Raw genomic sequence first — 24,951 nt, 5'->3', positions numbered from 1 at the left:
CCATCCTCACCCGCCGACGAGGTCAGCCTCCGGCAGGGTGACGCTGACGGTCAGTCCGCCGTCCGGGTTCCTCACCAGGTCGAGCCGGCCGTGATGGGTCTCGACAATCCGCGCGACCAGTGCGAGCCCGAGTCCGTGGCCGGCGCCGTACCGGTCCTTGGCGAACGGTTCGGTGAGCGTGCGGACCTGGTCCGGGTCGAGTAGCGGTCCGGTGTTTCGTACGACGACCTGCCCGGCACGGACCGTGATCGTCGCCGAACCACCGGTAGCGAGGTTGTGCCGGATCGCGTTCTGCACCAGGTTCGTGACCAGCTGGTGCAGCAGGACCTCGTTGCCCTCCACAACCGATCCACCGTGGGCGTGGTGGCGGCCGGACTGCGTACCAGGGCGCGCAGCCGGACCACGAGCTCACGCAGCTCGAAGGGCTTGGTCAGGTAGTCGTCGGCGCCGAGCTCGAAGCCGGCCACCTTGTCGTCGAGATCACCGGCCGCGGTCAGCATCAACACACGGCAACCGATGCCGTCCGCAACGATCTGCCGGCACACCTCGTCGCCACTCGGGCCGGGGATGTCGCGGTCCAGCACCACCACGTCGTAGGCGTTGACCGCGACCGCATCGAGCGCGGCGTTGCCGTCGAAGGCGAGGTCGGCCGCGATCGCCTCCAGCCGCAGCCCGGCCCGGATCGCCTCGGCGAGATAGACCTCGTCCTCGACAACCAGCACCCGCATACCGTCCATTGAACCAGGCCGGACGTATTGAAAACGTATGCCGAAACGCAGACGCTGCGGCAACATCGGCTGAGTTGGACTGGTGGCCATGCTGACCGATCAACTCGTTGCCATCCGCAAACGCGAACGCCGGCTGTCAGTCTCGGCCGGACCGGCGGTCGTTGCCGCGGTCATCAGTCTCACCCTGTCGTCCTGTACGGCGGTCTCCGCCCAGGACGACCCGGCACCGTCGACGGCCGGCGCACCGTCGACGTCGAAGAGCGGTCCGCCCGGCGCCGCGGACGGCGTACTGCCGGATCACACCTCGGCCTTCGACACCAGCCTGCCCGGCGTCGCGAACCTCGACCCGGCCCTGCGGAAGGCGGTCCAGCAGGCCGAGCAGGCAATGAAGGAGAAGGGCATCAGCATGCAGGTGACCACGGGATGGCGGAGTAAGAAGTACCAGCAAGAGCTGCTGGACAAGGCGATCCGGAAGTACGGCAGCAAGAAGAAGGCGCTGGAGTTCGTCGCGGAGCCGGACGAGTCCCACCACGTCACCGGCCACGCGGTCGACATCGGCCCGACCGACGCGGACGACTGGCTGATCCGCAAGGGAGCGCAGTTCGGTCTCTGTCAGACGCTGTCCAACGAGATGTGGCACTTCGAACTCGTCACCACCCCGGGCGGCACCTGCCCACCGATGAGCTAGCTGGTCTCCTCGGGTGGGTCCGGGAGAACGGCGAGGGGACGCTGCCAGTAGTGGACGTCATGCCAGGCGCCCAGCTTCCAGCCGATCTTGCGGTAGGTGCCGATCGTCTCGAAGCCGAGCGCCGTGTGCAGTCCGACGCTGGCCTCGTTCGGCAGGGTCACCCCGGCGACCGCGGTCCGGAAGCCACGCTCGGCCAACCGCTCGAACAGCGCTTCGTACAGCGCCCGGCCGCCCCCGGTGCGCCGCCGGCCAGGCTCGATGTACACGCTCAACGCGCACGACCACCGGTACGCGGCTCGTGGCTTCATCTGAGTCGCATACGCGTACCCGACCACGCGTCCCTCGTCCTCCAGCACCACCCAGGCGTGCGTGTCCTGCACCTCGGCGATCCGGGCGGCCATGTCGGCCGCCGTCGGCGGTTCGGTCTCGAAAGTGATGGCGGTGTCGGTGACGTACGGCGTGTAGATCGCCGCACAGGCCGGGCCGTCGAGCTCGGAGGCGTCTCTGATCTTTGGCATGTCACGATAGTAGCCACAACTGCCGCTATAGTGGCAAGCGTGATTGACGAACTCTCCGCTTCACTGGCCGCGACCGTGCAGGCTGCCCGGGTCGCGCAGGACCTGTCCGTGAACGCGCTGGCCGACCGATCCGGGGTGTCCCGCGCGATGATCGGCAAGATCGAGCGGGGCGAGGCCCAGCCGACCGCGGTCCTGCTCGGCCGGCTGTCCGGCGCCCTCGGTATGACGCTGTCCGAGCTGGTCGCCCGCGCCGAGAACACCGGCGACCTGCTCCGCCGCGCTGCCGACCAACCGGTGTGGACGGACCCGATGACCGGCTACCGCCGCCGCGCGGTGTCACCGATCACCGACAGCCCACTCGAGCTGGTGGAGGTCGAGCTGCCACCCGGCGCCTCGGTCTCGTATCCGGCCGACGCCTACATCTTCAAGTACCAGCAACTCTGGATCCTCGACGGCCATCTCCGCTTCCACGAAGGCCCGGTGATCCACGACCTGCTGACCGGCGACTGCCTCCAACTCGGCCCGCCGACGCCGACCAAGTTCCACAACCCGGCGACGGAGCCCTGCCGCTATCTGGTCGCGCTGGTCAAGGGCCGCTCCTGATCCACGCGTACGCCGAACCACCGGGCCAGCGCCGTACGCAAGCCCTCCTGCTCCGTGACACCGTCGTGGTCCGCGGCCCAGGCGACGTACCCGTCCGGCCTGATCAGCAAGGCGATCGGCGACTCACCTCGGCCGGCGACGACCTCGATCCGATCCGTGCTGACCGTTGCGGCGAAGGTCCCGTCCTCGGTGAGATCGAGGAGCAGCGGACGACCGGTCCTGGTCAGCTCGGCAAGACGAGTGCCATCCACCTGCAGATCCGGAGCCCATCTGCCGATCAGCGGATGCGGTCCATCCTGATAGCGGATGTCCGCTCCGGTGATCAGGTCCGCGATCCGCTGCACGTTCCGCGGCTCGGACAACAGCTCACCGAACAACTCGCGCAACGCAGTCACTTCGTTGCCTGGGGCAATCAGCGCGGACTGCGCCTGCGTTTGCATGACCACCCGCTGCCCGACCGGCCGGCGTTCCGACTCGTAGGTGTCGAGCAGACCGTCAGGCGCCCAGCCCTGCAGCTCGGCGGCGAGCTTCCAGCCGAGGTTGATCGTGTCCTGCAGACCGAGGTTCAGCCCAGGTCCGCCAATGGCCGAGTGGACATGCGCTGCATCGCCGACCAGCAATACGCGACCCTCGCGAAACCTCTCGGCGAGCCGGCTGTTCCCACCGGTGACCCGCCGCAGCAAGTGCGGACCGTCACCCTCCGGCGGAGTCAAGGGCAGGTGTACGCCGAGCACTCGATCGACGCTCTCCTGCAGCTCGGCGAAGGTCATCTCACCGTCCGGGGCAACGTCCCGCTCGCCGGTGCTGATCACGGGCAGCCGGTCGGCGAACGGCCCGTACACGAACAGTCCGCGTTCGTTGCGGTGATGCATGAACGGTGAGATCACGCCGTACCCGGGGATCGTCAGTACTCCGGTGGCCGGGTCGACGTACTCCGATGGCACGAAGGCGTTCGCCGTACGGGAGACCGTGGCGTCGTTGGTGACGCCGGGGAAGTCGATGCCGGCGAGCTTACGAGTGAGGCTGTGGCCGCCGTCGGCGCCGACGAGGTAGCGGGTGCGTAGTTCGTACCTCCCGTCCGGACCGTCGACCGTGATCGTGACTGCCTCCGCGTCCTGGCTCAGGCCGGTGACCTCGTGACCGCGGCGGATCTCGGCGCCGAGTTCCAGGGCGCGCTCCTGCAGGACTTCCTCGATCCGGCGTTGCGGGACCGACAGCATGTAGACGGGGTTGTTGTCGAGCCCGCTGAGGTGCAGCGGCATCGCGGCGAACACATAGCCCGGCTGCGGTTCCGGCGGACCGGGCCGGCCACTGAGGCGCTCGTACAGGCCGCGGCGGTCGAGCATCCGGACGACCTGGCCGACCAGACCGTTGGCCCGCGGCACTTCACTGCGTTCGGGCAGGCGCTCCAGCACGATCGGCCGGACTCCGGCCAGCCGCAGTTCGGAGGCGAGCATGAGGCCGTTCGGTCCGGCCCCGGCGATGACGACATCAGCGTCCATGACAGGTGTCCTTCCAAGCGAAAGTTGGCGTGACTGATCGCCCCGGCGGCGCCGGGGTGTGTGCTTGAGCTGTGGGCTCTAGTGCTTCTCGGGTGCCGGGAGACCTGCGCTGACCAGGTCGAGGGCCTCCGACAGGAGGTCGGCCATCGACCGCGGCGGATCGGCGCGCAGCCATTCGGCCGTCGTCGCCGCCCGGATGGAGCCGACGACCTCGGCGACCAGGCGGGGATACAAGCCGTGGGTCCCGGTCCGCTCCGCGACCGCATCGGCGAACTCCGCACCCGCCGCGGCGGAGGCCCGCGCCATCTCACCCTGCAACGACGGCTCGGTCACCATCAGCCGGATCCCCGCCAGCCACCGCTCGTCCGGCGGCTGCTCACCGCCGTGACCCGTCTCGCCGAGCGCGAATCCCGACTCGATCGACGCCCGGATCGCGGTCCACAGCGGCTCGTCGGACGGCCGCGCACGCAGCTCGGCGGCGACCCACAGGCTGCGGTCGACCTCGCGGGCCGCGATCGCCTCCGCCTTGCTGGAGAAGTAGTTCCGGAACGTCCGCAGCGAGACCCCGGCCTCGGCCGCGATGTCCTCGATCTTCACGTTGGCCAGCCCCCGCTCGACCGTCAGCCGCACGGCCGCCCAGCTCAACGCGATCCGCGTCTCCTGCTTCTTCCGCTCCCGCAATCCTTCGGCCATGTCCTCGACGGTAGCAAAGTTTGCCGAAAGTGCAAAGATGCCTTTTAGGCAAATTCCTTGGGAGGTTGTTCAGCGGCGGACCCGCCGTGGTTGGGTTGAGCCCATGGCCGTGTCCCCGGTGGTCTGGGTGCTGACCCTGCTCGGCATCGTCGCGTTGCTGTTGTTCGACTACTTCTTCCACGTCCGGTCCGCGCATGTGCCAACGCTGCGGGAGGCCGCGATCTGGTCCACCGTGTACGTCGGCATCGCCGTACTGTTCGGCCTCGGGACGTTCGTGTTCGGCGGTACGGCGATGGGCTCGGAGTACTTCGCCGGGTACATCACCGAGAAGGCGCTGTCGGTCGACAACCTGTTCGTGTTCCTGATCATCATGACCAGCTTCCGGGTGCCGCGGGAGAACCAGCAGAAGGTGCTGCTGGTCGGGATCGTGGTCTCACTGATCGCCCGCGCCGGGTTCATCTTCGTCGGGTCGGCGCTGCTGAACACGTTCGCCTGGGTGTTCTACCTGTTCGGGATCGCGCTGCTGGTGACGGCCGGCAACATGCTCAAACCGGAGACCGAGGAGTCGCACTCGGCGCAGAACATCGTCGTCCGGCTGAGCCGTCGGTTGTTCCACACCAGCGAGGAGTACGACGGCGACCGGCTGACCACCGTGGTCGACGGGCGCCGGATGATGACGCCGATGCTGCTGGTGATGCTCGCGATCGGCGGCACCGACCTGATGTTCGCGCTGGACTCGATCCCGGCCATTTTCGGCCTGACCCAGAACGTGTTCGTCGTGTTCACCGCGACCGCGTTCAGCCTGCTCGGTCTGCGGCAGTTGTACTTCCTGCTGGACGGGCTGCTGGACCGGCTGATCTATCTGTCCTTCGGGCTGGCCGCGATCCTCGCGTTCATCGGCGCCAAGCTGATCCTGCACGCACTGCACGAGAACAACCTGCCGTTCGTGAACGGCGGCGACCCCGTCGAGGTGGTCGAGATCAGCACCGGCCTGTCGCTGGTCGTGATCCTCATCGTCCTGCTGATCACGATCTTCGCGTCCCTGTTCAGCACCCGTGGCCGGACCCAGACCGCGATGGCCCACATCCGCCGCGACGCCACCGCCTACCTGGACGCGGAGTACACCGAAGACCCCGCCGAACGCGAGCGGATCTTCCAGCGGCTACTCCGGGCCCGCGACCACATCGCCGCGCTGGGCCCGCAAGCCAAGCAGCAGGTCCGCAACGAAACCGAACTGATGGCCCTGTGCCGCGAGGTAGCCGACGCCCACGCCGCCGCCCACCCCGACCACAAAATCCGCCCCAGCCTCTGAAGCTGGTTCACCCCACCCACGCGCCTCTCAGGGCAGCGGGGTCCGCGCTCGGATGACGAAAGGAGCGACGTTGAGGATCAGCGCAAGCATCATGGCGCATCCTCGACGGCTGGAACGAGCTGAGGAACTGGCCGCGAAACTGCCGACTCTGAGCCCGACCGTGGTCGTCGACCCGGAGCCGGATGGTGCGCCGTCGGCGCTGAGGGCAGCGGCAATCGCCTGGGACAGTGGAAGTGATGAGGGATACCACCTCGTCCTGCAGGATGACACGACGATCTGCGCCGACTTCGAGTCGCGGCTGCGCGCCGTGCCGTCTCGAGCGAGTGGCTGCGGGGCCGGCGTTGAATCAGCCCTTGACGGCTCCGGAGGCCAGGCCGGTTACGTAGAAGCGTTGGAGGGCGACGTACAGGACTACGCAGGGGATCATGGCGATGACGGAGCCGGCGACGAGGGAGCCGAAGTTGACTTCGCCGTAGGCGCCGGCTTGGACGTTCACCAACGCGACCGGCAGGGTGTAGAGCTCGTCCTTGGTGAGGAAGGTCAGGGCGCCTAGGAACTCGGTCCAGGCGGCCAGGAAGGCATAGAGGGCGACGGTCGCGGCGCCGGGGGTGATGAGCGGCCGGAGGACCGAGCCGATCATGCGCAGGGTGCCGCAGCCGTCCACGTGGGCGGAGTCCTCGAGCTCCACCGGCACCGAGGCGAACGAGTTGCGCATCACGAAGACGCCGAACGGCAGGTTGACCGTGGTGTAGAACAGCACCAGCCCGAGCAGGCTGTCGGTCAGCCGCAGGACGTTCATCTCCAGGTACAGCGGAGTCAGGATCGCCTGGAACGGGATCATCATCGACACCACCACGAGCGCGAACAACAACGGCCCACTGCGGAAGCGGAACCGCGCGAACCCGTACCCGGCCAGCGTCGCCAGTACGGCGGTCAGCACCGCCGTACTCAAGGCGACGATCAGACTGTTCCCGACGGACCGGATCAGGTTGCCCGGTCCCTCGATCAGGGTCCGGAAGTTGTCCCAGGTCAGGTGGAAGAACGTCGACGCGTCCGGCGCCGCGACGATCACGTCGTTCGGCTGCACCGACCGGAAAAGGGCCCACAGCAACGGTACGGCGAAGACGAGGAAGGCACCGCCCCCGCCGACGACGTACAGGGTGTTCTTGAGTCTCATCGTCAGTCCTTCTCCCGGAGCAGCCAGAACTGTGCCGCGGTGACGAGCCCGACCACGATCACCAGCACGATCGACAGCGCGGTCGCGGCACCGAGCTGCAGCTGGACGAAGGCCCGGTTGTAGATGTACTGGACGACCGTGGTGGTGTCCGTTCCCGGCCCGCCGCGGGTCAGGATGTAGAACTGCGTGAACGCGAGCAGCGAGCCGACCACCGAGATGATCACGCACATCGCGATCGTCCGCCGCAAGACCGGAATGGTGATCTCCCGCTCCTGCTGCCACCAGGTCGCGCCGTCGAGCTCGGACGACTCGTAGAACTCGCGCGGGATCGCCTGCATGCCGGCCATCAGCAGCATCATGGTCAGGCCGCTGACACCCCAGATCACCAGCACGCAGATCAGTCCGGTCGCGAGTGGCCCGTCCACCAGCCAGGCCGTCGTACCGTCGGTGATGCCGAGCTTGCGGAGCACGATGTTGATCGCGCCGCTGTCCGGCTGGGCCTCCAGCACGGTGACGAAGCTCAACGTCGAGAGGCCGACGACGAACGGCAGGAAGAAGACCGTCCGCAACAACGTCGCGCCACGGCGCTTCCGTCGTACCAGGACCGCGAGCGCGTAGCCGAGCACGAGAATCGGCCCGGTCACGATGACCGTGTAGAGCAACGTGTAGAGGACCGACTTGGCGAACGCCGCATCGGACGCGATCGCGGTGTAGTTCTTCAGCCCACTGAACTTCACCGTGCCAATCAGCGGCCAGTTGGTCAGCGAGATCACCACGGCGAAGGCCAGCGGCACCAGCACGAAGACCCCGACGAACAGTACGGCGGGCGTCACCAGGAGCAAGCCGGTCCGGGCTGGATGGGTGAGTGAGCCTCGCCCGGCCCGGCGCCCGGCCGAGGCCGCCCTGCGCGATCCCGGGTCGAGCCGGTGCGTACGCCGGGTTCCAACGTCCGTACTCATGCTTGTCCCTGGGACAGGATCCGGTCGTAGTTCTGCTGTGCTTCCTTCATGGCGGCCTCCAGCTCGCCGTCGAACACGGCCCGGCGGAACATCTGCAGCCATGGACCGTCCGGCTGGTTGTAGAGCAGGTTGTAGGACAGCGTGGTCGGCGCGTAGCCCTCCGAGATGCGCTCCAGCGGCAACGTCGCGAGCGGGTACTTCTTCGCGAACTCCGTCGTCCTGGCATCCGACCGGACCGGTGTATAACCGCCGGCCGGCAGATCGATCTGCTGCGGCAGGTCGAGCGCGAACCGAACGAACTCCCAAGCACCGGAGGCATTTCGAGCGCCCCGTGGGATGCACATGTTGTCGCCACCGTCGAAGAACGCCGAGCCGCCGTCCGGCCCGGACAGCAGCCGGGGCGCGAGCTTCTGGTGGAACTTGTCGTCCGACGCGGACACGACCACGCTGTAGTTCGACGGGAAGATGCCGACCTTGCCGGCCCGGAAGTCGCTGCCCCAGCGGGACGCGTCGTCGGAGAAGTTCGCCCGCGGCACGAGTCCGTCGACCCACAGCTGCCGGTGCAGCTCGAGCATCCGCTGGACCACGTCGTTGCCGACGATGTTGCCGGACTGCTCGCCGATCGTGCCTTTGATCAAATCGGTGTCCGCGGCCCAGATCATCGGCTGTACGACGAACCCGAGCGCACCAGGACTGTTCGCCGGGAAGCTCCATGCATAGATGTCGTCGCCCAGCATGCGCAGCTTCCGGGCCGCATCCAGCAGATTGTCGAAGGACTTGATCGCCTCGTCCGGGTCGACCTCCGCGCGGTCGCACAGCTCGGTGTTGAACCAGAACATCGAGTTGTCGGCCAGGTACGGGACGCCGAACACCCGGTCGCCCTTGGTCGCGAGCCGGAGGTGGCCGGGGCTGAGCTTGTCCCGGAAGTCCAGCTCCTGCAGCGGGTCGGTCAGGTCGGTGAACGCGTCGCGGTAGATGAACAGCATCGAGTTGATGTCGTCGATGTCGACCAGGTCCGGCACACTCCGGCCACGGATCGCGGTCGCCAGCTTGGTCACGTACTGCGCGTCCAGCACCGGCGTCAGCTCGACGGTGAGCCGCTGCTGGGACGCGTTGAACTTCTTCACCAGGTCGGTCAGGCCGGTCTGCGTCGCCGCCCGGCACCACACCTGCACGGTGCCGGTGGCTTCCTGCCCGAACCCGGCTGCTTGGACGTCGGGTTCGGACAGGACAGAGCTGCAACCCGGCACGGCGCCGGCCGCGGCGGTTGCCGCCGTCAGACCGAGGAACTTCCGCCGGCTGAACATGATCAGCCCCTGGGCAGCCAGACGCGCATGGCACCGATCTCACGGTTGGCCCACGCGTAGTACGGAACCGCGACCACGTCGACCTCGTCGCCGACCCCGTCGGCACTGTCGGTCGCGAACGGCCAGACGGCATCGCGATGACCGGTGCCGGCTCGTCCGCGGGTCCTCAGCACGGTGAAACCGTCGAGCAACTGGTCGTCGTGGCTCGCGGCAACTGATGCCTGAGGCAACAGATGCAGGTCGTCGACATTCGCCTCCTGGTCGGTTTGCTCGACCGCGTAGACGAGTGGACCGCGTTCCAGCGCGACACAGCCGCGTACTGCGTCAACGCGCGGGTCTGCCCCGACGACGCGAGTTGCCATCGGCAACTTCAGCTCGATCACGTCACCGGCCGCCGCATCAACCTGCGCGTAGGTGCCGGCATCCACCGGTTTCCCATTGACCGTCGCACCTTCTGCCCACGCTGGGATCCGCAGCTCCACCGCGATCGGCCCACTGGCCGTGATCCCGACCGCGCCGTCCCATGGGTACGCCGTCTCGACGGTCAGCGTGACCTCACCGGCGGTGAGCGTGCCGGCGACGTACTGGTGTATCTGGATCGCGCCGTCGCTGGTGCTCGCGAGGTACCCGTCGAGGCTGGCCAGCGTACGCATGATGTTCGGTGGGCAACACGCGCAGTCGAACCACCCGCGCCGGCCGTGCGCCGGGCTGCGGCCGTTGTCCGCGTGTGCCCCGCCGCGCAACTGCAGCGCGTTGACGTAGAAGTACTCGGTCCCAGCAAGCGACACTCCAGCCAGGAACCCGTTGTACAGCATCCGCTCGATCGCGTCCGCGTACGACGCCTCACCGGTGGCGAGCAGCATCCGCCACGCCCACTGGATCCCGCCGATCGCCGCGCATGTCTCGGCGTACGCGCGGTCCGAGGGAAGCTCGTACTCGTCGCCGAACGCCTCACCCTCCCAGCGCGCACCCAGCCCGCCGGTGACGTACGTCTTCGTCGACCACATGTGTGCGAACTGCCGCTTCAGGGCCTCGAGCAACTCGGTGTCGCCGGTCTCGACCGCGACATCGGTCGCCCCGGCGGCCAGGTAGACCGCGCGCACCGAGTGACCCTCGACGGTGGTTGCCTCGCGGACCGGAACGCGATCGGAGAAGTACGCCGGTTCGTGGCCGTGGTTCTTGATGATCCCGTGACCGCGGGCGTCGACGAACCATCGGGCCAGATCGAGGTAGGCCGCCGTCCCCGTCTCCCGATACAGCTCGACGAGGGCCATTTCGATCACCGGGTGGCCGTCCACGTCCACGGTCTTGCCGTCGCCGAACGTCGCCACCAGATGGTCGGCGAGCTTGATCGCGACCTCGAGCAGCTCGCGGTCGCCGGTGCAGCGGACCTGCGCGACGGCGGCCTGGATCAGGTGACCGGCGCAGTAGTGCTCGTGGCTCCAGACGAGTTGCTTGTAGCGGCCCTCGTCGCCGTACCGGAGCTGGACGACCGAGTCGAGGTAGCCGTCCTCGCGCTGGGCCGCGGCCACGATCGCGGTGAGGTCGCGCTGGCGCTGCAGCAGCTCCTCGCTCGGATTGCGGCCGTATTCCCAGGCGGCGGCCTCGAGCCACTTGTAGACGTCGGAGTCGGCGAACACCGGGCCGATCGCCTCGCCCTCGCCGATGCCGGCCGCGAGCCGGAGGTTCTGCAGGTTGCCGGCCTTCTCCAGTTGATCCTGGCCGCTGGGGATGGCGCTGTCGCCGTTGCGCTGCTGGCGCGGCGACCAGAAGCCGCCGGTGATCTTCGCGTCGGCGAGGCCGACGGGGCGCCACCGGCCGCGGGTGCCGGCGGCCGGGCTGCGAGAGGTACTGACTGCGTCCGGGGTAGCGCTCATAGGGCGTGACTCCAGGGAGGCTGGGAGGGCTGCTCGGAAAATCCAGAATACGTTTTCCTTGATGAAGCTAGAGAGCTTCGGCAGCCTGGTCAACCCCTCGGACCTGGTGAAATCCGGTCACCACGAGCTTCATGAGGTACTGTTTCCGGAAAGTTCGGAAAGGAGTTGCCGATGGCGTCTCGCGGTCCTTCGCTGCCCCGGATCACGGATGTGGCCGCGCTGGCCGGCGTCTCCACGAGTACGGCGTCCAAGGCCCTGAACGACACCGGTCAGCTCCGCGAGGAGACCAGGGAGCGCGTACGCCGGGCCGCCGAGCAACTCGGGTTCACGCCGGACAGCCGCGGTCGCGCGCTGTCGTCCGGGCGCAGCTTCACGGTCGGGCTGATCACGACGGACAGCTCCGGCCGGTTCAGCATCCCGATCATGCTCGGTGCCGAGGACACACTGAGCGCCGGTGAGATGGCGCTGGTGCTGTGCGACACCCGGGACGACCCGCTCCGCGAGCAGCACTACCTGCGCTCGCTGGTGTCGCGCCGCGTCGACGGGATCATCGTGACCGGACGACGGACCGAGCCGCGCGCGCCGATCGACGTACCGATCCCGGTCGTGTACGCGTTCAGCCCGTCGACCGATCCGGCCGACATCTCGGTCATCGTGGACGATCATGGCGGCGCAGCCTCGACCGTGCAGCACCTGCTGTCGTTGGGCCGTCGGCGCATCGCACACATCACCGGACCGGCGACGCACCACAGCGCGCAGGTCCGCGCCGCCGCGGCGGTTGCGACCGCGGGCAGTTCGCTTGTCGGCGAACCGATGCACGGCGAGTGGAGCGAGCGGTGGGGCCGGCACGCGGTCGACGTACTGCTGCGTTCGAACCCTGAGATCGATGCGGTCTCGTGCGGCAGCGACCAGATCGCCCGTGGGGTCTGCGACCGCCTGCGCGAGCTGGGCCGATCGGTGCCGGACGACATCGCGGTGACCGGTTACGACAACTGGTCGGTCATGGCTCTGGCCAGCCGGCCGCCGTTGACCACGGTCGACCTGGAGTTGGAGGAGCTCGGCCGCCGTACCGCCAATCTTCTGCTGGACGCCATCGCGGGCTCACCGCACCCCGGCGAGATGGCGCTGCCGACACGTTTGGTCACGCGGGAGTCGACGCTCGGTACCTGAGCTGTCCGGTCACCGGATGCGGCGCAGAAGCAGTTCCCGGAGGGCTACTTCTTCCTCAACGCGCTCTACGGGCTGACCTGGGTCCAGATCGGCCTCGCCGATCCGGAGCAGTCCGTCGACGCGGCGGCCGAAGCACGGTGGGCCCTCGACCGGCTGGAGTCGCCGGACGGGACCGCCGTCTTCGACGCGTCGCTGCGGCCGCGGTACGGCGTCTTCCACGCGGGCTGGACGAACTGGTTGCGCGGCGGACTGATCGCCCGAAGACGAGCTCATTGAGCTCGATCAGCAGGGGTCGGTCGGGTTGAAGTCGGCGGCGTACGTGCCGACGGAGTTGCCGCCGGTGTTGGCGGACATCGTGTTGCCGCATACCTGGCCCTGAGGAGTGCGCATGAACTTGATGCCACCGGCCGCGTTGCCGGTGATGGTGTTGCCGTAGATGTTGTTGTCCGTGCCATCGCTCTCGGTGTCGCCGCCGAGGCGTACGCCGGCCCCGGTGTTGCCGTGGATCGTGTTGTTGCGGAACGTGTTGCCGCTCCCCCGGGCATCCAGACCGCCGGACTCCGGATCCTTCTGCGCGGAGCAGTCGTTGTTCTCGACGACGTTCGCGGTCGAGTTCTCCTTCACGTCGACGCACTCGTTGCCGTCGGTCGCGATCGTGTTGTCGTGGATCCGGTTGTCGCGGCTGCGGTCCGGCTGGTCGTCGGGAGCGCCGTTCTCACCCTGCTGTTCCGGCGCGGTCCCGAGGTAGATCCCCTCACCGTTCTTCCCGCCACCGTCGAACTTGAAGTCGTAGACACCACACGGCCCGATCGTGTTGTCGTGGACGTCGGCGTTCGTGATCAAGTACCGCAGGCGCATGCACTCGCCACCCGCGTTCTTCAGCGTCATGTCGCGGATCGTCAACCCGCCGACGCCGTCGCCGGCCGTCGTACTCATCACGTAGATCAGCTTGTCCCGGTAGCCGGACTCGCTGGACGACGAGCCGTGCAGGCCGTCGATCGTGAACCCGTCGAGCGTCACGCGGTCGTGCTGGATCTGGAAGATCCGCGAGTTGCCCGCACCCTCGACGACCGCGGTCGACGGGCCGGTGACGGTGACGCCGGACCGTTTCGTCACCGCATCCTGCAAATAGGTGCCAGAGGCAAGGTGTACGGTCGCACCACGCGGCGCCGTGTCGAGCGCCTTCTGGATCGTGGCGTACGGCGAACCGGACGTCGTACCGGAGTTCGTATCGCTGCCGGCCGGGGAGACGTAGTAGTCGGACGCGGCATGTGCCGGGATCGCTGGCAACGCCAGTGCGGCGCCGAGAAGCAAGATGGGGACGGCTCTGGACATCTGGTCCTCCTGTGTGGGGCGGTTACACGTGATCGGCGACAAGAAGTCCGATCAGGACGGGGACGGTGGCGCCAAGGAGCAGTGGGCCTGCAGGAACGACAAGCGAGAAGACGGGCGCCGCAATGGCCGCGCCAAGCAACGCCGTTCCCCGCGGTACCGAGGTGAACGCAAGCCGGAACGCAGTACGACGCCAATCGGCGGCCGCACCGGATGGATCACGACCGGCGGCGACGGCCAGCGCGAGATGGTAGGTGACTGCGGCCGCGACCAGACCGACGTGGATCATGAACAAGGCGACGATGAGCGGTCCGGAGTGGCCGGCCAGGAATCGCAAGTTGCTAGCGGCAACTACACCGGCGACGGTCATCACGATGGAGTGCGGTAGCAACGGACGCCAGTATTGACGCCACCCGGCGAACACCCCGGTGAAGCACCGGGTGTCGCCGTCGGTCCGCCACCGGTTGAGCGCGAACCCGACGGCGGCCAGCGCCGGCAACCAGGTCACCACACCCAGGCACAGGATCGAGAACGCCGCACCCGCCAGGACGGGACTGGCCAGCCAGCCCAACCAGTCGAGCGCCCGCCGAGTCATAGCGAGACCCTCCTGGTCGCGGAGTGGATCACGACCTTCGCCTTCTCGAGGAACCCCTCACCCTCGATCACCCCGTCGTCGTCCGCCAACAGAACGGTTTCCCCGTCGAAGGCGATGCCGAAGCCCCGGACGAGGTCGAGCCGACGCGCGCTCGGTGGTTCCGGCCGCAGCGCCGAGGTCGGTTCGATCGTCGTCAGCATGGCCGCGGTCGTACGACGCTCGGCCGTCGCGCGCAGGGTGTGCATCGTGCGGGTCAGCCGGAGGCTCGGCGTACTGGATGTCGGATTCGCCTCGACCTCGGTCACTGCGGTCTCGACCGTCAGCGGAGTATGCAGCCGAACCCACGCTTGTGCGGATCCCGACCGCATCACGATGTCCTCGCCGAGCGTGAGCGGCCAGTCCGCGTGCAGCAGTAGCGTCCAGTCCCGCGGCGAACGAGCAGCGCACCGATCCAGCAGCACCACCCGCCCGGCCGGAGTGAACACCAGCGTCCGATCGAGCCGGGTGATCTCCAACTCGGCCGGGTACATCGCCGCGATCTCAGCCGTTCCGTGAGCGACACCGTCCGATGCCAGTACGTCGACCATCCGTGCCTGCCGCTCGTACGGCACACCCTTGTAGACGTGGTACCGATCCTCGTCGGCGAACCCCTGCCCGTCGACCAGGATCAGGTTGTGGTCCCCAGCCCGCTTCCGGTTGCTGTATCCCTCGTCGACCGCCAGGAACGACCCTCGCGAGGTGAGCACGAACGACCCTGCGTCAGGATGATGGTGACCGGCGCTCAAGGTGTCCCACCCACGCTCGGTGTCCAGCCGATGCGAGGTCTCCCACGCCTGGTGCCCACCGCCCGGAGAGGCCTTGAACGACACCATCGTTGCCTCGTCGTCCCATCCGGTCCGCGCGGTGACCAGCCCGAGGTCCGGGAAGTACGCCGACAGCGGACTGCGCTCGGATGGCGACACGGGCCGCACCGATTCGTCGTACCAGAGCAACTCCAGGTAGGCCTCCGGCATCACGCCCGGCTTCACGCCACTCGCGTACGCCTCACGCCAGAAGAAGCGATCGGCGACGAGGTCCCCGAGCCACTGCGCCTCGCCGATCCGGTAAGCGGCGGCGAGCTTGTAGTACAGCGCAACACTGTGTCCGCTGCGCCGATCATGGCAGTCGCCGTGATCGATGTTCTCCTCGAATCCCGGTGCACACTGCTGCAGCCGGTAGGAGAACGTGTTCGCCAAGAACTTGCAGCGATCCCACCAGTCCAGACCCTCCTGGTCCTGCAGCAGATCCAGGTACGTCGCCAGCCACGGGACGCCGTACCGCCAGTAGACGACACCCTCCATGTCGGAGCCGTCCGCAGGCAGTAGGTCGATCACGGTCGCGAAGTTCGCCTTCGCCCGCTCGGTCCACTTGGACTTGCCGAGCGCGTACCCAGCACCGGCCAGACCCGTGTAGCAGATCCAGTTGTGGTTCTGCCAGTACGACGAACTCCACCAGGAACCCTCGGACTCGACGGCGAACTCGTACAGCCGCGCCCCCTGCAACTCCAGCTTCGCGCGCAACTCGTCGGCCAGCACGAAGTCGTCGCCGAGCCAGGTGTACGCGAGCGACAACCCATGCAGCAGCCAGCCGGCGTCGAGGTCGTGGTCGGGCAGATGCGCCTTGCCCCAGTGCGGGAACCCGATCGCGGCGGAGATCCATCGCGCGGCCCCGGCGCGGTAGCCGGGGTCGCCGGTCAGCCGGTAGGCGAGCGCGAGGTTCGCCGCAGCCGGGCCGAAGTACGTGATGCTCGCGGAGGGATGCTCGGTCGGCGGCGTCTGGGTGCGGTACCAGTCACACTGCTCACGCAGCCGACGCCACCGGGCGGCATGCCGGCCGTCGAGTCCGTCACGCAGGTCGTCAAGGCGGTCCTCGATCAGCATCAGCGCTCTCCGATCCGGTGTATGTATCCATCGACCGCTACCGCGTCGCCGGTCAGCTCGACGGCGACGGCTGTCATCGAGTAGACGGAGCAGAAGGTCGCCGCGGTGCCAACGACAGTCCAGTCGAGAGCAGTCCGAACTCGTTGCGGGTCGTCCGCCGGTCCTGGTCCCGGCGACGTCACAGGCACCCCGGGGCCGACGTGGTAGCCGTACAGCGTCTCGTCACCCACCCAGGTCGTGTGGACTGCTCCCGGCCGGATGTCCACGCTCAGGTCGACGTCGGGGCGGAACTGCAGCACGATCTCCCGCTCCCGATCCGCGGTCACATGAACCACGTCGACCAAGTAGTTGTCGCCAGCAATTACCTGCCGGGTCGCCTGCACGCCTTCGTACCAGCCGTTCACCTCGGCCGTCACCGAACTCTCGTGCCGTCTCAGGGTGCCGGTGGCCTCGTCCGGCTCGAGGCCGTCGATGCGGATGGTGGGGTGCGCAGCGGCGGACTTGTAGTGCCGCCGCCACAGCGCATGACCGTAGGGCACCTGACCAGGATCCGGCTGCCACGGAGTGGTCTTGCCATAGAGATACAGCGCGAGCTTGTCGTGATGCCCGTGCGATCCGCCGTGTGCGCCGTGGTCGAGGATCGCGTGGATCCCACCAGCCCGGATCACGGCGTAGGAACTGGTGATGGCTAGCGACCGTACCGAACCTGCCGCGCGCGGCGGCCCGGCGAACCAGCCACCGAACCTGTCCTCGAGCCCGTCGTACTCCGGACCGACCTCCGCACGAGCGTGCGCCGCGACAGCGTCGAGACCGTGGCTCGCGGTGAATTGCCGCGCCAGGGCAACGATCTCGAGCCATTCCAGAGCGAGCGGCACTCGGCGGTACGGGCCGTCGTGGAGCGCCGGCAGGATGCCGCCGTCGGTGGCGATCCCGGCGAGCGCAGCGATCATCGTCTCCAGCCGATCCGGCACCTGCGCGGGATCGGCACCACGAAGGCTCAGCAGATACGCGCGGAGCACGAAGCCGTGGTAATACGTGCTGGCCTCCCACTCCCAGCCGTCCTCCCCAGTCGCAACCTCCAGGTGCGCGAACTGACCGTGCTCACCGGTCAGCCACTCCTTCTCGCCATCCCACCGCTCGCCCCGAACTGCTGCGGCAGCCTGGCCGGCCGTCGTACCCAAGGCGTTGAACCACGCGGTGTAGTTCGAGGAGAATTTGTCCTGGGCAACCATCGCGTCGCGAGCCCGCCGTGCGCCGTCGACCATGTCGTCGAGCATCGGCAACGTCTCGGCCAGCTCCGCCCGACCGGCCAGGTTTCGGATCGCGTGCGCGATCGGCACACCCCAGACCGCATCGGTCAGTGCCTGGTGGAACAGGCGCCCGCGCTGCATCCACCCCTGCGCTTGCTCGTGCTCCCCGGCCTTCGTCAGCTCCAGGTACAACCGTGCGTACGACGTGAGCAGCTCAGCACCGCCACCGTCGTACGAGAGCAGGCGGATCCGCCGAGCCCACCAGTGGTGCGCGAGCACCCGCCACGCACCGCGCACCGCGTCGGTGTCGACGCGGCAGCCGTACGCGCACGGTACGCCGCCGGCCGGAAACTCACCGGTTTCGAACCCGACGTGGTCGAGTTCGACGCCGTGGGCGGGGCAGACATACTGATGCCACCACCCACCGCGCTCGGTCGGCGGATGATCGGTCAGCGAGGCCATGTGCCACCGTCGATGTCGATGGTGATCCCGGTCAGGTACCCCGACGACGGCAGCGCCAGGAACCGGACCGCGTTCGCCACGTCCTCGACCTGGCCGGCCCGGCCGATCGGCGTCCCGGCGACCATGTTCGCCTGGGCTTCGGCGGTGGAGAACGTCTGGTGGAACGCGGTCTCGGCGATGTACCCGGGCGCGACCGAGTTCACCGTGATGCCTCGGGGACCGAGTTCCTTGGCCAGGCCCTTGGTGAAGCCGCGGATCCCGGCCTTGGCCGCCGCGTAGATCACCGAGCCCGGGCCGCCACCGTTGTGCGCGGCGAGCGAGGCCATCGTGATGATCCGCGGGTTGGCCGACTGCGCCAGGTGCGGGATCGCGGCCCTGGTGGTGCGGAAGGTGGCGCCGAGGTTCACGTCGACGACCTGCTGGTAGTGCTCGTCGGACATCTCCTCCACCTTGACCCGGCCGATCAGGTGGCCGGCGTTGCAGACCAGGACGTCCAGCCCGCCGAGGAACCCGACCGCCTCGTCCAGCAGCCGGTCGACGTCCGGCGTACTGGTGACGTCGGCACCGACCGCGATCGCCTTCCGGCCGAGGGTCTCGATGTCGGCGACGGTCCGTGCTGCCGCGTCGGCGGACTTGCCGTAGTGGACCACCACGTCCGCCCCGGCCGCCGCCAGACCGAGCGCGATCCCCCGGCCGATGCCGTGCCCGGCCCCGGTCACCAGCGCCCGTGCGCCCTGCAGTTCCTCGGTCATAGGTCCAGCTCCTTCACTCGATGTCATTTGATCCCCGCGGTCGCGAAACCCTGGACGAAATAGCGCTGCCCGATCAGGAACAGCACCACCATCGGCACGGTGGCCAACGTCGTACCGGCCATCAGGAATGCCCACTGCGTGTCGTTCTCGGTCCGGAACACCGACAGGCCGACCTGGATCACCCGCAGGCTGTCGCTCTTGGTCACCAGCAAGGGCCAGAGGAAGTTGTTCCATGATCCCTCGAAGGTGAGCAACGCGACGGTGATGAACGCCGGCTTCACCAGCGGCGTCATGATCCGGGCGTAGATGCCCAGCTCACCGAGGCCGTCCAGCCGCGCCGCCTCCTCGAGCTCGACCGGCAGGTCCAGGTAGAACTGCCGGAACAGGAACACCGAGAACGGACTCACCGCACCCGGGATGATCAGCGCCCACCACGTGTCCAGCCAGCCGGTACCGCCCTGGCCGGTGATGTCGTTGCCGCCGAACAGCGGCATGAACCGCACGATCAGGAACTCGGGCAGGATCTTCGTGTACGTCGGAATCATCAGCGCACCCACGAACCCGAGGAAGATCAGCTGGCTGCCCCGGAACCGCAGCCGCGCCAGCGCGTACCCGGCCATCGAGGCAATCACCACGTTCAGCACGGTGTGACTGGCCGCGATAACGAAACTGTTCCGCGCGTACGTCGCGAACGGCGCAGCCTGCAACGCGTCCGCGTAGTTGCCGAAGGCCCATTTCGTCGGGAGGATCCGGACCGGGAACGCGGCGATGTCGGCCGGGGTTTTCACCGAGGTGAGCAGCATCCACACGAACGGGACGATCATCACCACCGAGATCGCGCCCAGGGTCAGGTAGAGCGCGATCCGGCCGGCCCGGACCCGTCGTACTCCGTCAACGACTGCCACGGTCACCTCCGGTGATCCGCCGGTTGACCAGGGTCAGCATCAGCAGCAACGCGAACAGCACCAGGCTCTGCGCGCAGGCGTAGCCCATCCGGAACTCCCGGAACGCGGACTTGTAGATCTCGTAGGTCATCATCGTGGTGCTGTTCGCCGGACCGCCGTCGGTGAGGATGTACACCTGGTCGAAGGACTGGAACGCGCCGATCACCGAGGTGACGAAGACGAAGAACGTGGCCGGCTTCAGCAACGGCACGGTCAGGCTGAAGAACTGCCGCACCTTCGACGCCCCGTCCACCGACGCCGCCTCGTACAACTCGCCCGGCAGACTCTGCAGGGCGGCCAGGTAGATCAGCATCTTCAGACCGATGCCCTGCCAGATGCCGACCATGATCACCGCCGGCATTGCCCAACTGGTCGAGGACAGCCAGTTCGGTCCGTCCAGGCCGAGGAACGACAGGATCGCGTTGGCCAGGCCGCTGCGCGGGTCGTAGATCCACAGCCAGACCAACGCGACCGCGATCGTCGCGGTCACCTGCGGGATGAAGATCGCGGTCCGGAAGATCGCCCGCCCGGTCAGTTTGCTGTTCAGCATCAATGCGATCAGCAGTGCGATCGTCATCGCCACCGGGACGGTGAAGAAGGTGTAGACGCTGGTGTTCAGGACCGCACGCCGGAACACGTCGTCGTGGACCAGCTCGCGGAAGTTGTCCAGCCCGGCGAACCGCGGTGGCGTCAGGACGTCGTACGACGTGAAGCTCAGAACGACGGCCGCGACCAGTGGGATGCCGATCCAGATCAGCGCGTGCAGCAACGCCGGCGCGACCATCAGCAGACCGGCGCGTCTCCGGCTGCGCAACAGGCGGCGTGGTTGGTTGGTGGCCGGACCAGCGACGACTTCGCGCACGCGCTCCGGCACCATCGTCCCGGTCATAGGCGGGAGATCGCTTCCTTGCTCTGGTTCGCCAGCTCGTCGATCGCCTCCTTGGCGGTCCGCTGGCCAACCACGGCGGTCTCCAGAGTGGTCTTGATCTTCTCCCGGATCTCCATCCAGGCCGGCGTACCACCCTCGGACCGCGCCTTGTCCATGTTGCCCAGGGCAAGCTTCACGAACCCGTTGTTCTCCACGTAGTCCGACGTCTGCAGGTCCTGCACACCCGGCACCGCACCCCGCTGCGCAGCGGTCGGCAAGATGGTGTCCGGCGTACCCAGGAACTCGACCAGCGCCTGCGCCGCCGCGGCGTGCTTGGTCGTCGCCGAGCGAGACACCAGCGTGCCACCCTGGAACATCGCGGGCACCCGGTTGGCCAGCATGAACGCGCCGACCTTGTCCTCCTTGAGCAACTCCGGCGTCTGCTCCTGCAACTGCACCCACAGCGAGTTGTTCGCCATCATCATCGCGGACCGGCCCTGCGCCAGCGTGCTCGGCTGACCTGCCGCGGACTTGAACGAGTAGTCGCCCGACTTGTCCTTGATCACGTCCAGGAACAGCTGCAACGCCTCGACGCCACGGTCGTCGTTGAACTTCACCTGCTGCCCGGACTCGTCGAACAGCGTGCCGTCGTTGGCGAACAGGAACGTTTCCCAGCACTGCCGCAGATCGATCGAGAACGGATCGAACCCGACCCGGGTCAGCTTGCCGGACCCGTCGGCGCGGGTCAGTTCCCTGGCCATCGCGCGGAGTTCGGTCCAGTCCTTCGGCGGCTGCTTGATGCCGGCCTCGGCGAACATGTCCTTGCGATAGGTGACGATCCGGGTGTCCAGGATCAACGGGAGCGCGTACAGCTTCCCGTCGTACCGGCACGGCTCGAGCACCCGGTCCTCGTAGTCGAACCGCTGGCCCAGGTCGTCGGGCAGCGCGGCGAGCACCTTCTTGTGCGCGAACGGCGGGATCCAGCCGACGCCGAGCATCACCACGTCCGGCATCAGGCCGCCGGCCAGGCCGGTGGTGAGCTTCTCGTTCAGCGCGGCGTACGTCGTGTAGTCGACCTTGACCGTGACGTTGGGGTTCTTCTGCTTGAACGCGGGCAGCAGCTTGCCCTCCAGCAACTGCTTACCGGTGCTTCCCTCGTAGATCGGGGTGAGCAGCGTGATCTCACCCTCGGCGGGCCCGTCGGCGGCCGCCTGGCCGTCGCCGGACGGCGCCGCGGAACACCCGGTGGCGGCGGCGAACGCGCCGAGCCCGAGGGCCGACAGGACTGATCTGCGGGTGTACTCCATGGCGCGCCTTTCGTGGTGCTGCGGGATAGGAGTGGTGCAACGATCTACCAGTCGGCGCGGCGGAGCTGGTGCGGACTGGTGCAACGATGCACCGCATGCTAGGAAGCGTTCTCCGCGATCGTCAAGGGGTCGGGCCGGTTCCGCCATCGCTGGACTTTCGGCCTCTGGTGATGCATCGTTGCACTGCGATCCGGCAGTACGGGGTGAACGGTGAGGAAGAATGCGCGGGTGGGCATGGGTGAGGTGACGATCCAGCAGGTCGCGACCGAGGCGGGCGTCTCGCCGAGCACGGTGTCGAATCTGCTGAACGGGCGGAACCACCGGATGCTGCCGGAGACCCGGCAGCGGATCGAAACGGCGATCGACAAGCTCGGCTATCGGCCGAACCGGGCGGCCCGGCAGCTACGCACCGGGCGCACCAGCACGATCGGCCTCGTTGTGCCGTCGGTCGGCAACCCGTTCTGGGGCGCGCTCGCCCGGCACATCGAGTCGGCCGCGCTGGCCGAGGGCTACCACGTGCTGCTGTGCAACTCCGAGCGCGATCCGCGCCGCGAGCGCGATTACATCGACGAGCTCTGGGCGGACGGCGTTCATGGCGTCGTCCTCTGTTCGTCGCTGCCGTCGCTCGAGCACGTCATGCCGCTGGTCGAGCGTGGACTCCAACTGGTCGCGTTCGACCGTACGTCGCAGGCCGGCGACCCGGCGTCGCTGGTGAGCATCAGCGTCGACAACGCCGTCGGCAGCCAGTTGGCGACGCAGCACCTGACGGATCTCGGTCACCGCCGGCTGGCGTACGTGTCCGGCGCGCTGGCGAGCGTGAACCGCAAGGAGCGGTACCGCGGCTTCGTCGCCGGGTTGGAGCAGGCCGGCCTCGATCCGGCGGAGGCCCTGCGCGCACCGACCGGGAGCGGCGCCGACGACTTCGGGGATGTCGAGGCATCAGAGCTCGGTCGCGCGGCGGCTGCGGAACTGGTCGCACTCGACGAACCGCCGACCGCGATCGTGGCGATCAACGACATGTGCGCGCTTGGTGTCTGCCGTGGACTGCGCGACGGCGGGCTCGAGGTGGGCAAGGATGTGTCGGTCGTGGGGTTCGACGACATCGTGCTGGCGGATCTGTACGCGCCGACGTTGACCACCGTGCGGCAGCCGATGCGTGAGATGGCGGCGGCCGCGTTCAGCCAACTGCGGTCGCGGCTCGACGACCCCGGGCCGTCGCAAGGGCAGTCGCTGCTCTTCCGGCCGGAGTTGATCGTGCGCGAGTCCACTGCGCCGCCGCCGTAGGGTGGAGGGCGTGCAACGGATCTCGTCACGGAACGCGCGGTTCCAGGTGTGGCAGGCGTCCCTGACCAACCGGACCAAGCGGCAGCGCGCGGGTGAGTTCCTGGTCCAGGGCGTCCGGCCGATTTCGCTTGCCGTGGACAACGGATGGCCTGTGCGGACCGTGATTACTGACGCTTCGCGGCCGTTGTCCCGCTGGGCTCAGGAGTTGCTGCAGCGCTTGCCGTCCGTCGAGCGCGTTGCGATGGCGCCGGAGCTGTTGGCCGAGCTCGGCGAGAAGGACGAGGCCGCGCCCGAACTCGTCGCGGTACTGGAGCTGCCACCGGACGATCTGGACCGCATCCCGGTGCGGCCCGACTTCCTTGGCGTCGTGTTCGACCGGCCAACCGGGCCGGGGAACATCGGGTCCATCATCCGGTCCGCCGATGCCTTCGGTGCGCACGGCGTGATCGTCACCGGGCACGCCGCCGATGTCTACGACCCGAAGGCGGTCCGCGCGACCACGGGATCCTTGTTCGGCATTCCCGCCGTACGCGCGCCGTCGCAGCGTGAAGTGATCGAGTGGGTACGACGGTCGGCCGACGTACCAATCGTTGTCGTGGGCACCGACGAGCACGGGTCGGTCGATGTGTTCGACTTCGACTTCACCCAGCCGACGCTGCTGCTCATCGGGAACGAGACCAGCGGGCTGAGCGCCGGGTGGCGGGAGGCCGCGGATCAACTGGTGCGGATCCCGATCACCGGATCGGCCAGTTCCCTCAATGCCGCCAACGCCGCCACGGCCGTCCTCTACGAGGTGTCCCGCCAGCGGTCGTCGGTTTGATCAGGCGGTGTTGATCAGGCGGTGCAGAGTAGTTCGCCGTGGAGGATGGCGATCCAGCCGTCGGGCTGCGCCGCCCAGGTCTGCCAAGCAGCCGAGATGGAGGTCAGCGTTTCCTCCGGCACACCTGCCCGGCGGGCCTGATCGGACATCGCCGACTTGAGGACGCGGTCTGCCCACATGCCGCCCCAGAACGCGCGGTCCTCCGGGTTCGCGAAGGTCCAGGTGCTGGTCGTCGCGTCCACCTTCTCGAAGCCGGCCTCCAGGGCCCAGCTCAGCAGCCGCCGGCCTGCGTCCGGTTCGCCGCCGTTCGCGCGCGCCATCCGCTGGTAGAGGTCCATCCACTCGTCCAGTTCGGGCAGCTCCGGATACCAGGTGAAACCGTGGTAGTCCGAGTCCCGGACCGCGACGATCCCGCCGGGCTTGCAGACCCGCCGCATCTCCCGGAGCGCCTGCACCGGATCCGCCACGTGCTGCAACACCTGGTGCGCATGGACGACGTCGTACGTGTCGTCCGGAAGATCCAGCGCGTGGACGTCGCCGACCACGAACTCCACCTCGAGATCGAGCTTCGCGAAGGTCGCACGGGTGATGTCGATCGCCTCGTCCGTCGCCTCCAGGGCAGTAGTCGGCCCCGGCTCAACCAGCCGAGCGAGGTCAGCAGTGATGGTGCCGGGACCCGCGCCGACATCGAGCAACGCCATCCCCGGCCGCAGCTGCGGCAGCAGGTACCCAGCCGAGTTCTCCGCGGTCCGCCAACTGTGCGACCGCAACACCGACTCATGATGCCCATGCGTGTACACGTTGCTCATCCCAGGCTCCTTTGCCCTCTACCAACGATTCTCACGCTAACCCAAAATCTTGTGTCGTGAGACATATCGTCTCGA

23 protein-coding genes and 1 pseudogene are annotated in these 24,951 nt (G+C 67.9%); 6 read left to right on the top strand and 18 right to left on the bottom strand.

From position 1 onward, the window contains the following. Nucleotides 1-6: 6 nt before the first annotated feature. Both E0H75_RS44955 and E0H75_RS44950 read right to left on the bottom strand, forming a co-directional pair. Nucleotides 7-297 carry a sensor histidine kinase gene (locus E0H75_RS44955; protein WP_165553539.1) on the bottom strand — a complete coding sequence of 97 codons (291 nt, stop codon included), beginning with the start codon at nucleotides 295-297 and terminating at the stop codon, nucleotides 7-9. Nucleotides 298-350: 53 nt separating this feature from the next. Continuing rightward, nucleotides 351-728: pseudogene (locus E0H75_RS44950) on the bottom strand (response regulator transcription factor); the annotation flags it as partial. Between the two features lie 88 nt (nucleotides 729-816). Between E0H75_RS44950 and E0H75_RS09530 the strand changes: the two are divergent. After that, on the top strand, nucleotides 817-1,416 hold the full coding sequence (locus tag E0H75_RS09530) for a M15 family metallopeptidase (protein WP_131512796.1): 600 nt from the start codon (nucleotides 817-819) through the stop codon (nucleotides 1,414-1,416). On the opposite strand, the gene E0H75_RS09525 is transcribed toward E0H75_RS09530, so the two are convergent. Next, nucleotides 1,413-1,934 carry an arsinothricin resistance N-acetyltransferase ArsN1 family B gene (locus E0H75_RS09525; protein ID WP_131512795.1) on the bottom strand — a complete coding sequence of 174 codons (522 nt, stop codon included), beginning with the start codon at nucleotides 1,932-1,934 and terminating at the stop codon, nucleotides 1,413-1,415. The genes E0H75_RS09530 and E0H75_RS09525 overlap by 4 nt on opposite strands. A 39-nt stretch (nucleotides 1,935-1,973) precedes the next feature. On the opposite strand from E0H75_RS09525, the gene E0H75_RS09520 reads away from it, so the two are divergent. After that, entirely contained in the window at nucleotides 1,974-2,537 is a 564-nt protein-coding gene (locus tag E0H75_RS09520) for a helix-turn-helix domain-containing protein (protein ID WP_131512794.1), read from the top strand. Here E0H75_RS09520 and E0H75_RS09515 read toward each other — a convergent pair. Both E0H75_RS09515 and E0H75_RS09510 read right to left on the bottom strand, forming a co-directional pair. Next, nucleotides 2,504-4,039 (bottom strand): FAD-dependent monooxygenase, encoded by a 1,536-nt coding sequence (locus tag E0H75_RS09515; RefSeq protein ID WP_131512793.1) that lies wholly within the window; start codon nucleotides 4,037-4,039, stop codon nucleotides 2,504-2,506. The genes E0H75_RS09520 and E0H75_RS09515 overlap by 34 nt on opposite strands. 78 nt (nucleotides 4,040-4,117) lie before the next feature. Then, nucleotides 4,118-4,732: a TetR/AcrR family transcriptional regulator gene (locus E0H75_RS09510; protein ID WP_131512792.1), complete on the bottom strand. Its 615-nt coding sequence runs from the start codon at nucleotides 4,730-4,732 to the stop codon at nucleotides 4,118-4,120. A 103-nt stretch (nucleotides 4,733-4,835) separates the two neighbouring features. Between E0H75_RS09510 and E0H75_RS09505 the strand changes: the two genes are divergently transcribed. After that, nucleotides 4,836-6,044: a TerC family protein gene (locus E0H75_RS09505; protein WP_131512791.1), complete on the top strand. Its 1,209-nt coding sequence runs from the start codon at nucleotides 4,836-4,838 to the stop codon at nucleotides 6,042-6,044. A gap of 346 nt (nucleotides 6,045-6,390) precedes the next feature. Here E0H75_RS09505 and E0H75_RS09500 read toward each other — a convergent pair whose 3' ends face one another. Genes E0H75_RS09500 through E0H75_RS09485 form a run of 4 tightly spaced genes read right to left on the bottom strand, consistent with a single transcriptional unit; the run spans nucleotide 6,391 to nucleotide 11,364 of the window. Beyond that, nucleotides 6,391-7,221, bottom strand: coding sequence for a carbohydrate ABC transporter permease (locus tag E0H75_RS09500; protein ID WP_131361139.1), 831 nt, complete (start codon nucleotides 7,219-7,221; stop codon nucleotides 6,391-6,393). Nucleotides 7,222-7,223: 2 nt separating this feature from the next. Then, on the bottom strand, nucleotides 7,224-8,180 hold the full coding sequence (locus E0H75_RS09495) for a carbohydrate ABC transporter permease (protein WP_131512790.1): 957 nt from the start codon (nucleotides 8,178-8,180) through the stop codon (nucleotides 7,224-7,226). After that, a complete protein-coding gene (locus E0H75_RS09490; RefSeq protein ID WP_131512789.1) occupies nucleotides 8,177-9,487 on the bottom strand; it encodes an extracellular solute-binding protein in 1,311 nt (436 codons plus the stop codon). Before E0H75_RS09490 ends, E0H75_RS09495 begins: the two co-directional genes overlap by 4 nt. 2 nt (nucleotides 9,488-9,489) lie before the next feature. Then, nucleotides 9,490-11,364: a glycoside hydrolase family 127 protein gene (locus E0H75_RS09485; RefSeq protein WP_131512788.1), complete on the bottom strand. Its 1,875-nt coding sequence runs from the start codon at nucleotides 11,362-11,364 to the stop codon at nucleotides 9,490-9,492. 171 nt (nucleotides 11,365-11,535) lie between these two features. Here E0H75_RS09485 and E0H75_RS09480 point away from each other — a divergent pair, with 171 nt between their 5' ends. Beyond that, entirely contained in the window at nucleotides 11,536-12,534 is a 999-nt protein-coding gene (locus E0H75_RS09480; protein ID WP_131512787.1) for a LacI family DNA-binding transcriptional regulator, read from the top strand. Between the two features lie 282 nt (nucleotides 12,535-12,816). Here the strand turns inward: E0H75_RS09480 and E0H75_RS09475 are convergent, their stop codons facing one another. From E0H75_RS09475 to E0H75_RS09440, 8 genes are read right to left on the bottom strand one after another with little or no spacing between them, the layout of a single operon-like run. Continuing rightward, a complete protein-coding gene (locus tag E0H75_RS09475; RefSeq protein WP_131512786.1) occupies nucleotides 12,817-13,869 on the bottom strand; it encodes a DUF1565 domain-containing protein in 1,053 nt (350 codons plus the stop codon). Nucleotides 13,870-13,891: 22 nt separating this feature from the next. After that, complete coding sequence (locus E0H75_RS09470; RefSeq protein WP_131512785.1) at nucleotides 13,892-14,461, bottom strand: YesL family protein; 570 nt, start codon at nucleotides 14,459-14,461, stop codon at nucleotides 13,892-13,894. Then, nucleotides 14,458-16,380 carry a heparinase II/III family protein gene (locus tag E0H75_RS09465; protein ID WP_131512784.1) on the bottom strand — a complete coding sequence of 641 codons (1,923 nt, stop codon included), beginning with the start codon at nucleotides 16,378-16,380 and terminating at the stop codon, nucleotides 14,458-14,460. The genes E0H75_RS09470 and E0H75_RS09465 overlap by 4 nt, the downstream gene beginning before the upstream one ends. Next, entirely contained in the window at nucleotides 16,380-18,092 is a 1,713-nt protein-coding gene (locus E0H75_RS09460) for a heparinase II/III domain-containing protein (RefSeq protein ID WP_131512783.1), read from the bottom strand. The genes E0H75_RS09465 and E0H75_RS09460 overlap by 1 nt, the downstream gene beginning before the upstream one ends. Beyond that, nucleotides 18,080-18,844, bottom strand: a complete 765-nt coding sequence (locus E0H75_RS09455; RefSeq protein WP_131512782.1) for an SDR family NAD(P)-dependent oxidoreductase — start codon at nucleotides 18,842-18,844, stop codon at nucleotides 18,080-18,082. Before E0H75_RS09455 ends, E0H75_RS09460 begins: the two co-directional genes overlap by 13 nt. A gap of 23 nt (nucleotides 18,845-18,867) precedes the next feature. Beyond that, nucleotides 18,868-19,749 carry a carbohydrate ABC transporter permease gene (locus E0H75_RS09450; RefSeq protein ID WP_238162903.1) on the bottom strand — a complete coding sequence of 294 codons (882 nt, stop codon included), beginning with the start codon at nucleotides 19,747-19,749 and terminating at the stop codon, nucleotides 18,868-18,870. Beyond that, nucleotides 19,736-20,677 carry a carbohydrate ABC transporter permease gene (locus E0H75_RS09445; protein ID WP_202872877.1) on the bottom strand — a complete coding sequence of 314 codons (942 nt, stop codon included), beginning with the start codon at nucleotides 20,675-20,677 and terminating at the stop codon, nucleotides 19,736-19,738. Before E0H75_RS09445 ends, E0H75_RS09450 begins: the two co-directional genes overlap by 14 nt. Next, a complete protein-coding gene (locus tag E0H75_RS09440; RefSeq protein WP_131512781.1) occupies nucleotides 20,674-21,963 on the bottom strand; it encodes an ABC transporter substrate-binding protein in 1,290 nt (429 codons plus the stop codon). The genes E0H75_RS09445 and E0H75_RS09440 overlap by 4 nt, the downstream gene beginning before the upstream one ends. 210 nt (nucleotides 21,964-22,173) lie before the next feature. On the opposite strand from E0H75_RS09440, the gene E0H75_RS09435 reads away from it, so the two are divergent. Both E0H75_RS09435 and E0H75_RS09430 read left to right on the top strand, forming a co-directional pair. Next, the gene (locus E0H75_RS09435; protein ID WP_202872876.1) at nucleotides 22,174-23,247 is read left to right on the top strand and encodes a LacI family DNA-binding transcriptional regulator; all 1,074 of its coding nucleotides are present in this window, start codon (nucleotides 22,174-22,176) and stop codon (nucleotides 23,245-23,247) included. A gap of 10 nt (nucleotides 23,248-23,257) precedes the next feature. Further along, entirely contained in the window at nucleotides 23,258-24,067 is an 810-nt protein-coding gene (locus E0H75_RS09430) for a TrmH family RNA methyltransferase (protein ID WP_202872875.1), read from the top strand. Between the two features lie 14 nt (nucleotides 24,068-24,081). Here the strand turns inward: E0H75_RS09430 and E0H75_RS09425 are convergent, their stop codons facing one another. Then, a complete protein-coding gene (locus E0H75_RS09425; RefSeq protein ID WP_131512779.1) occupies nucleotides 24,082-24,876 on the bottom strand; it encodes a class I SAM-dependent methyltransferase in 795 nt (264 codons plus the stop codon). Nucleotides 24,877-24,951 lie beyond the last annotated feature (75 nt).

The organism is Kribbella capetownensis (genome assembly GCF_004331485.1).
In the GTDB taxonomy this organism is placed as follows: Bacteria; Actinomycetota; Actinomycetes; order Propionibacteriales; family Kribbellaceae; genus Kribbella; species Kribbella capetownensis.
The sequence above is the reverse complement of the archived record's forward strand: the minus strand, read 5'-3'. Positions and strand labels throughout refer to the sequence as shown.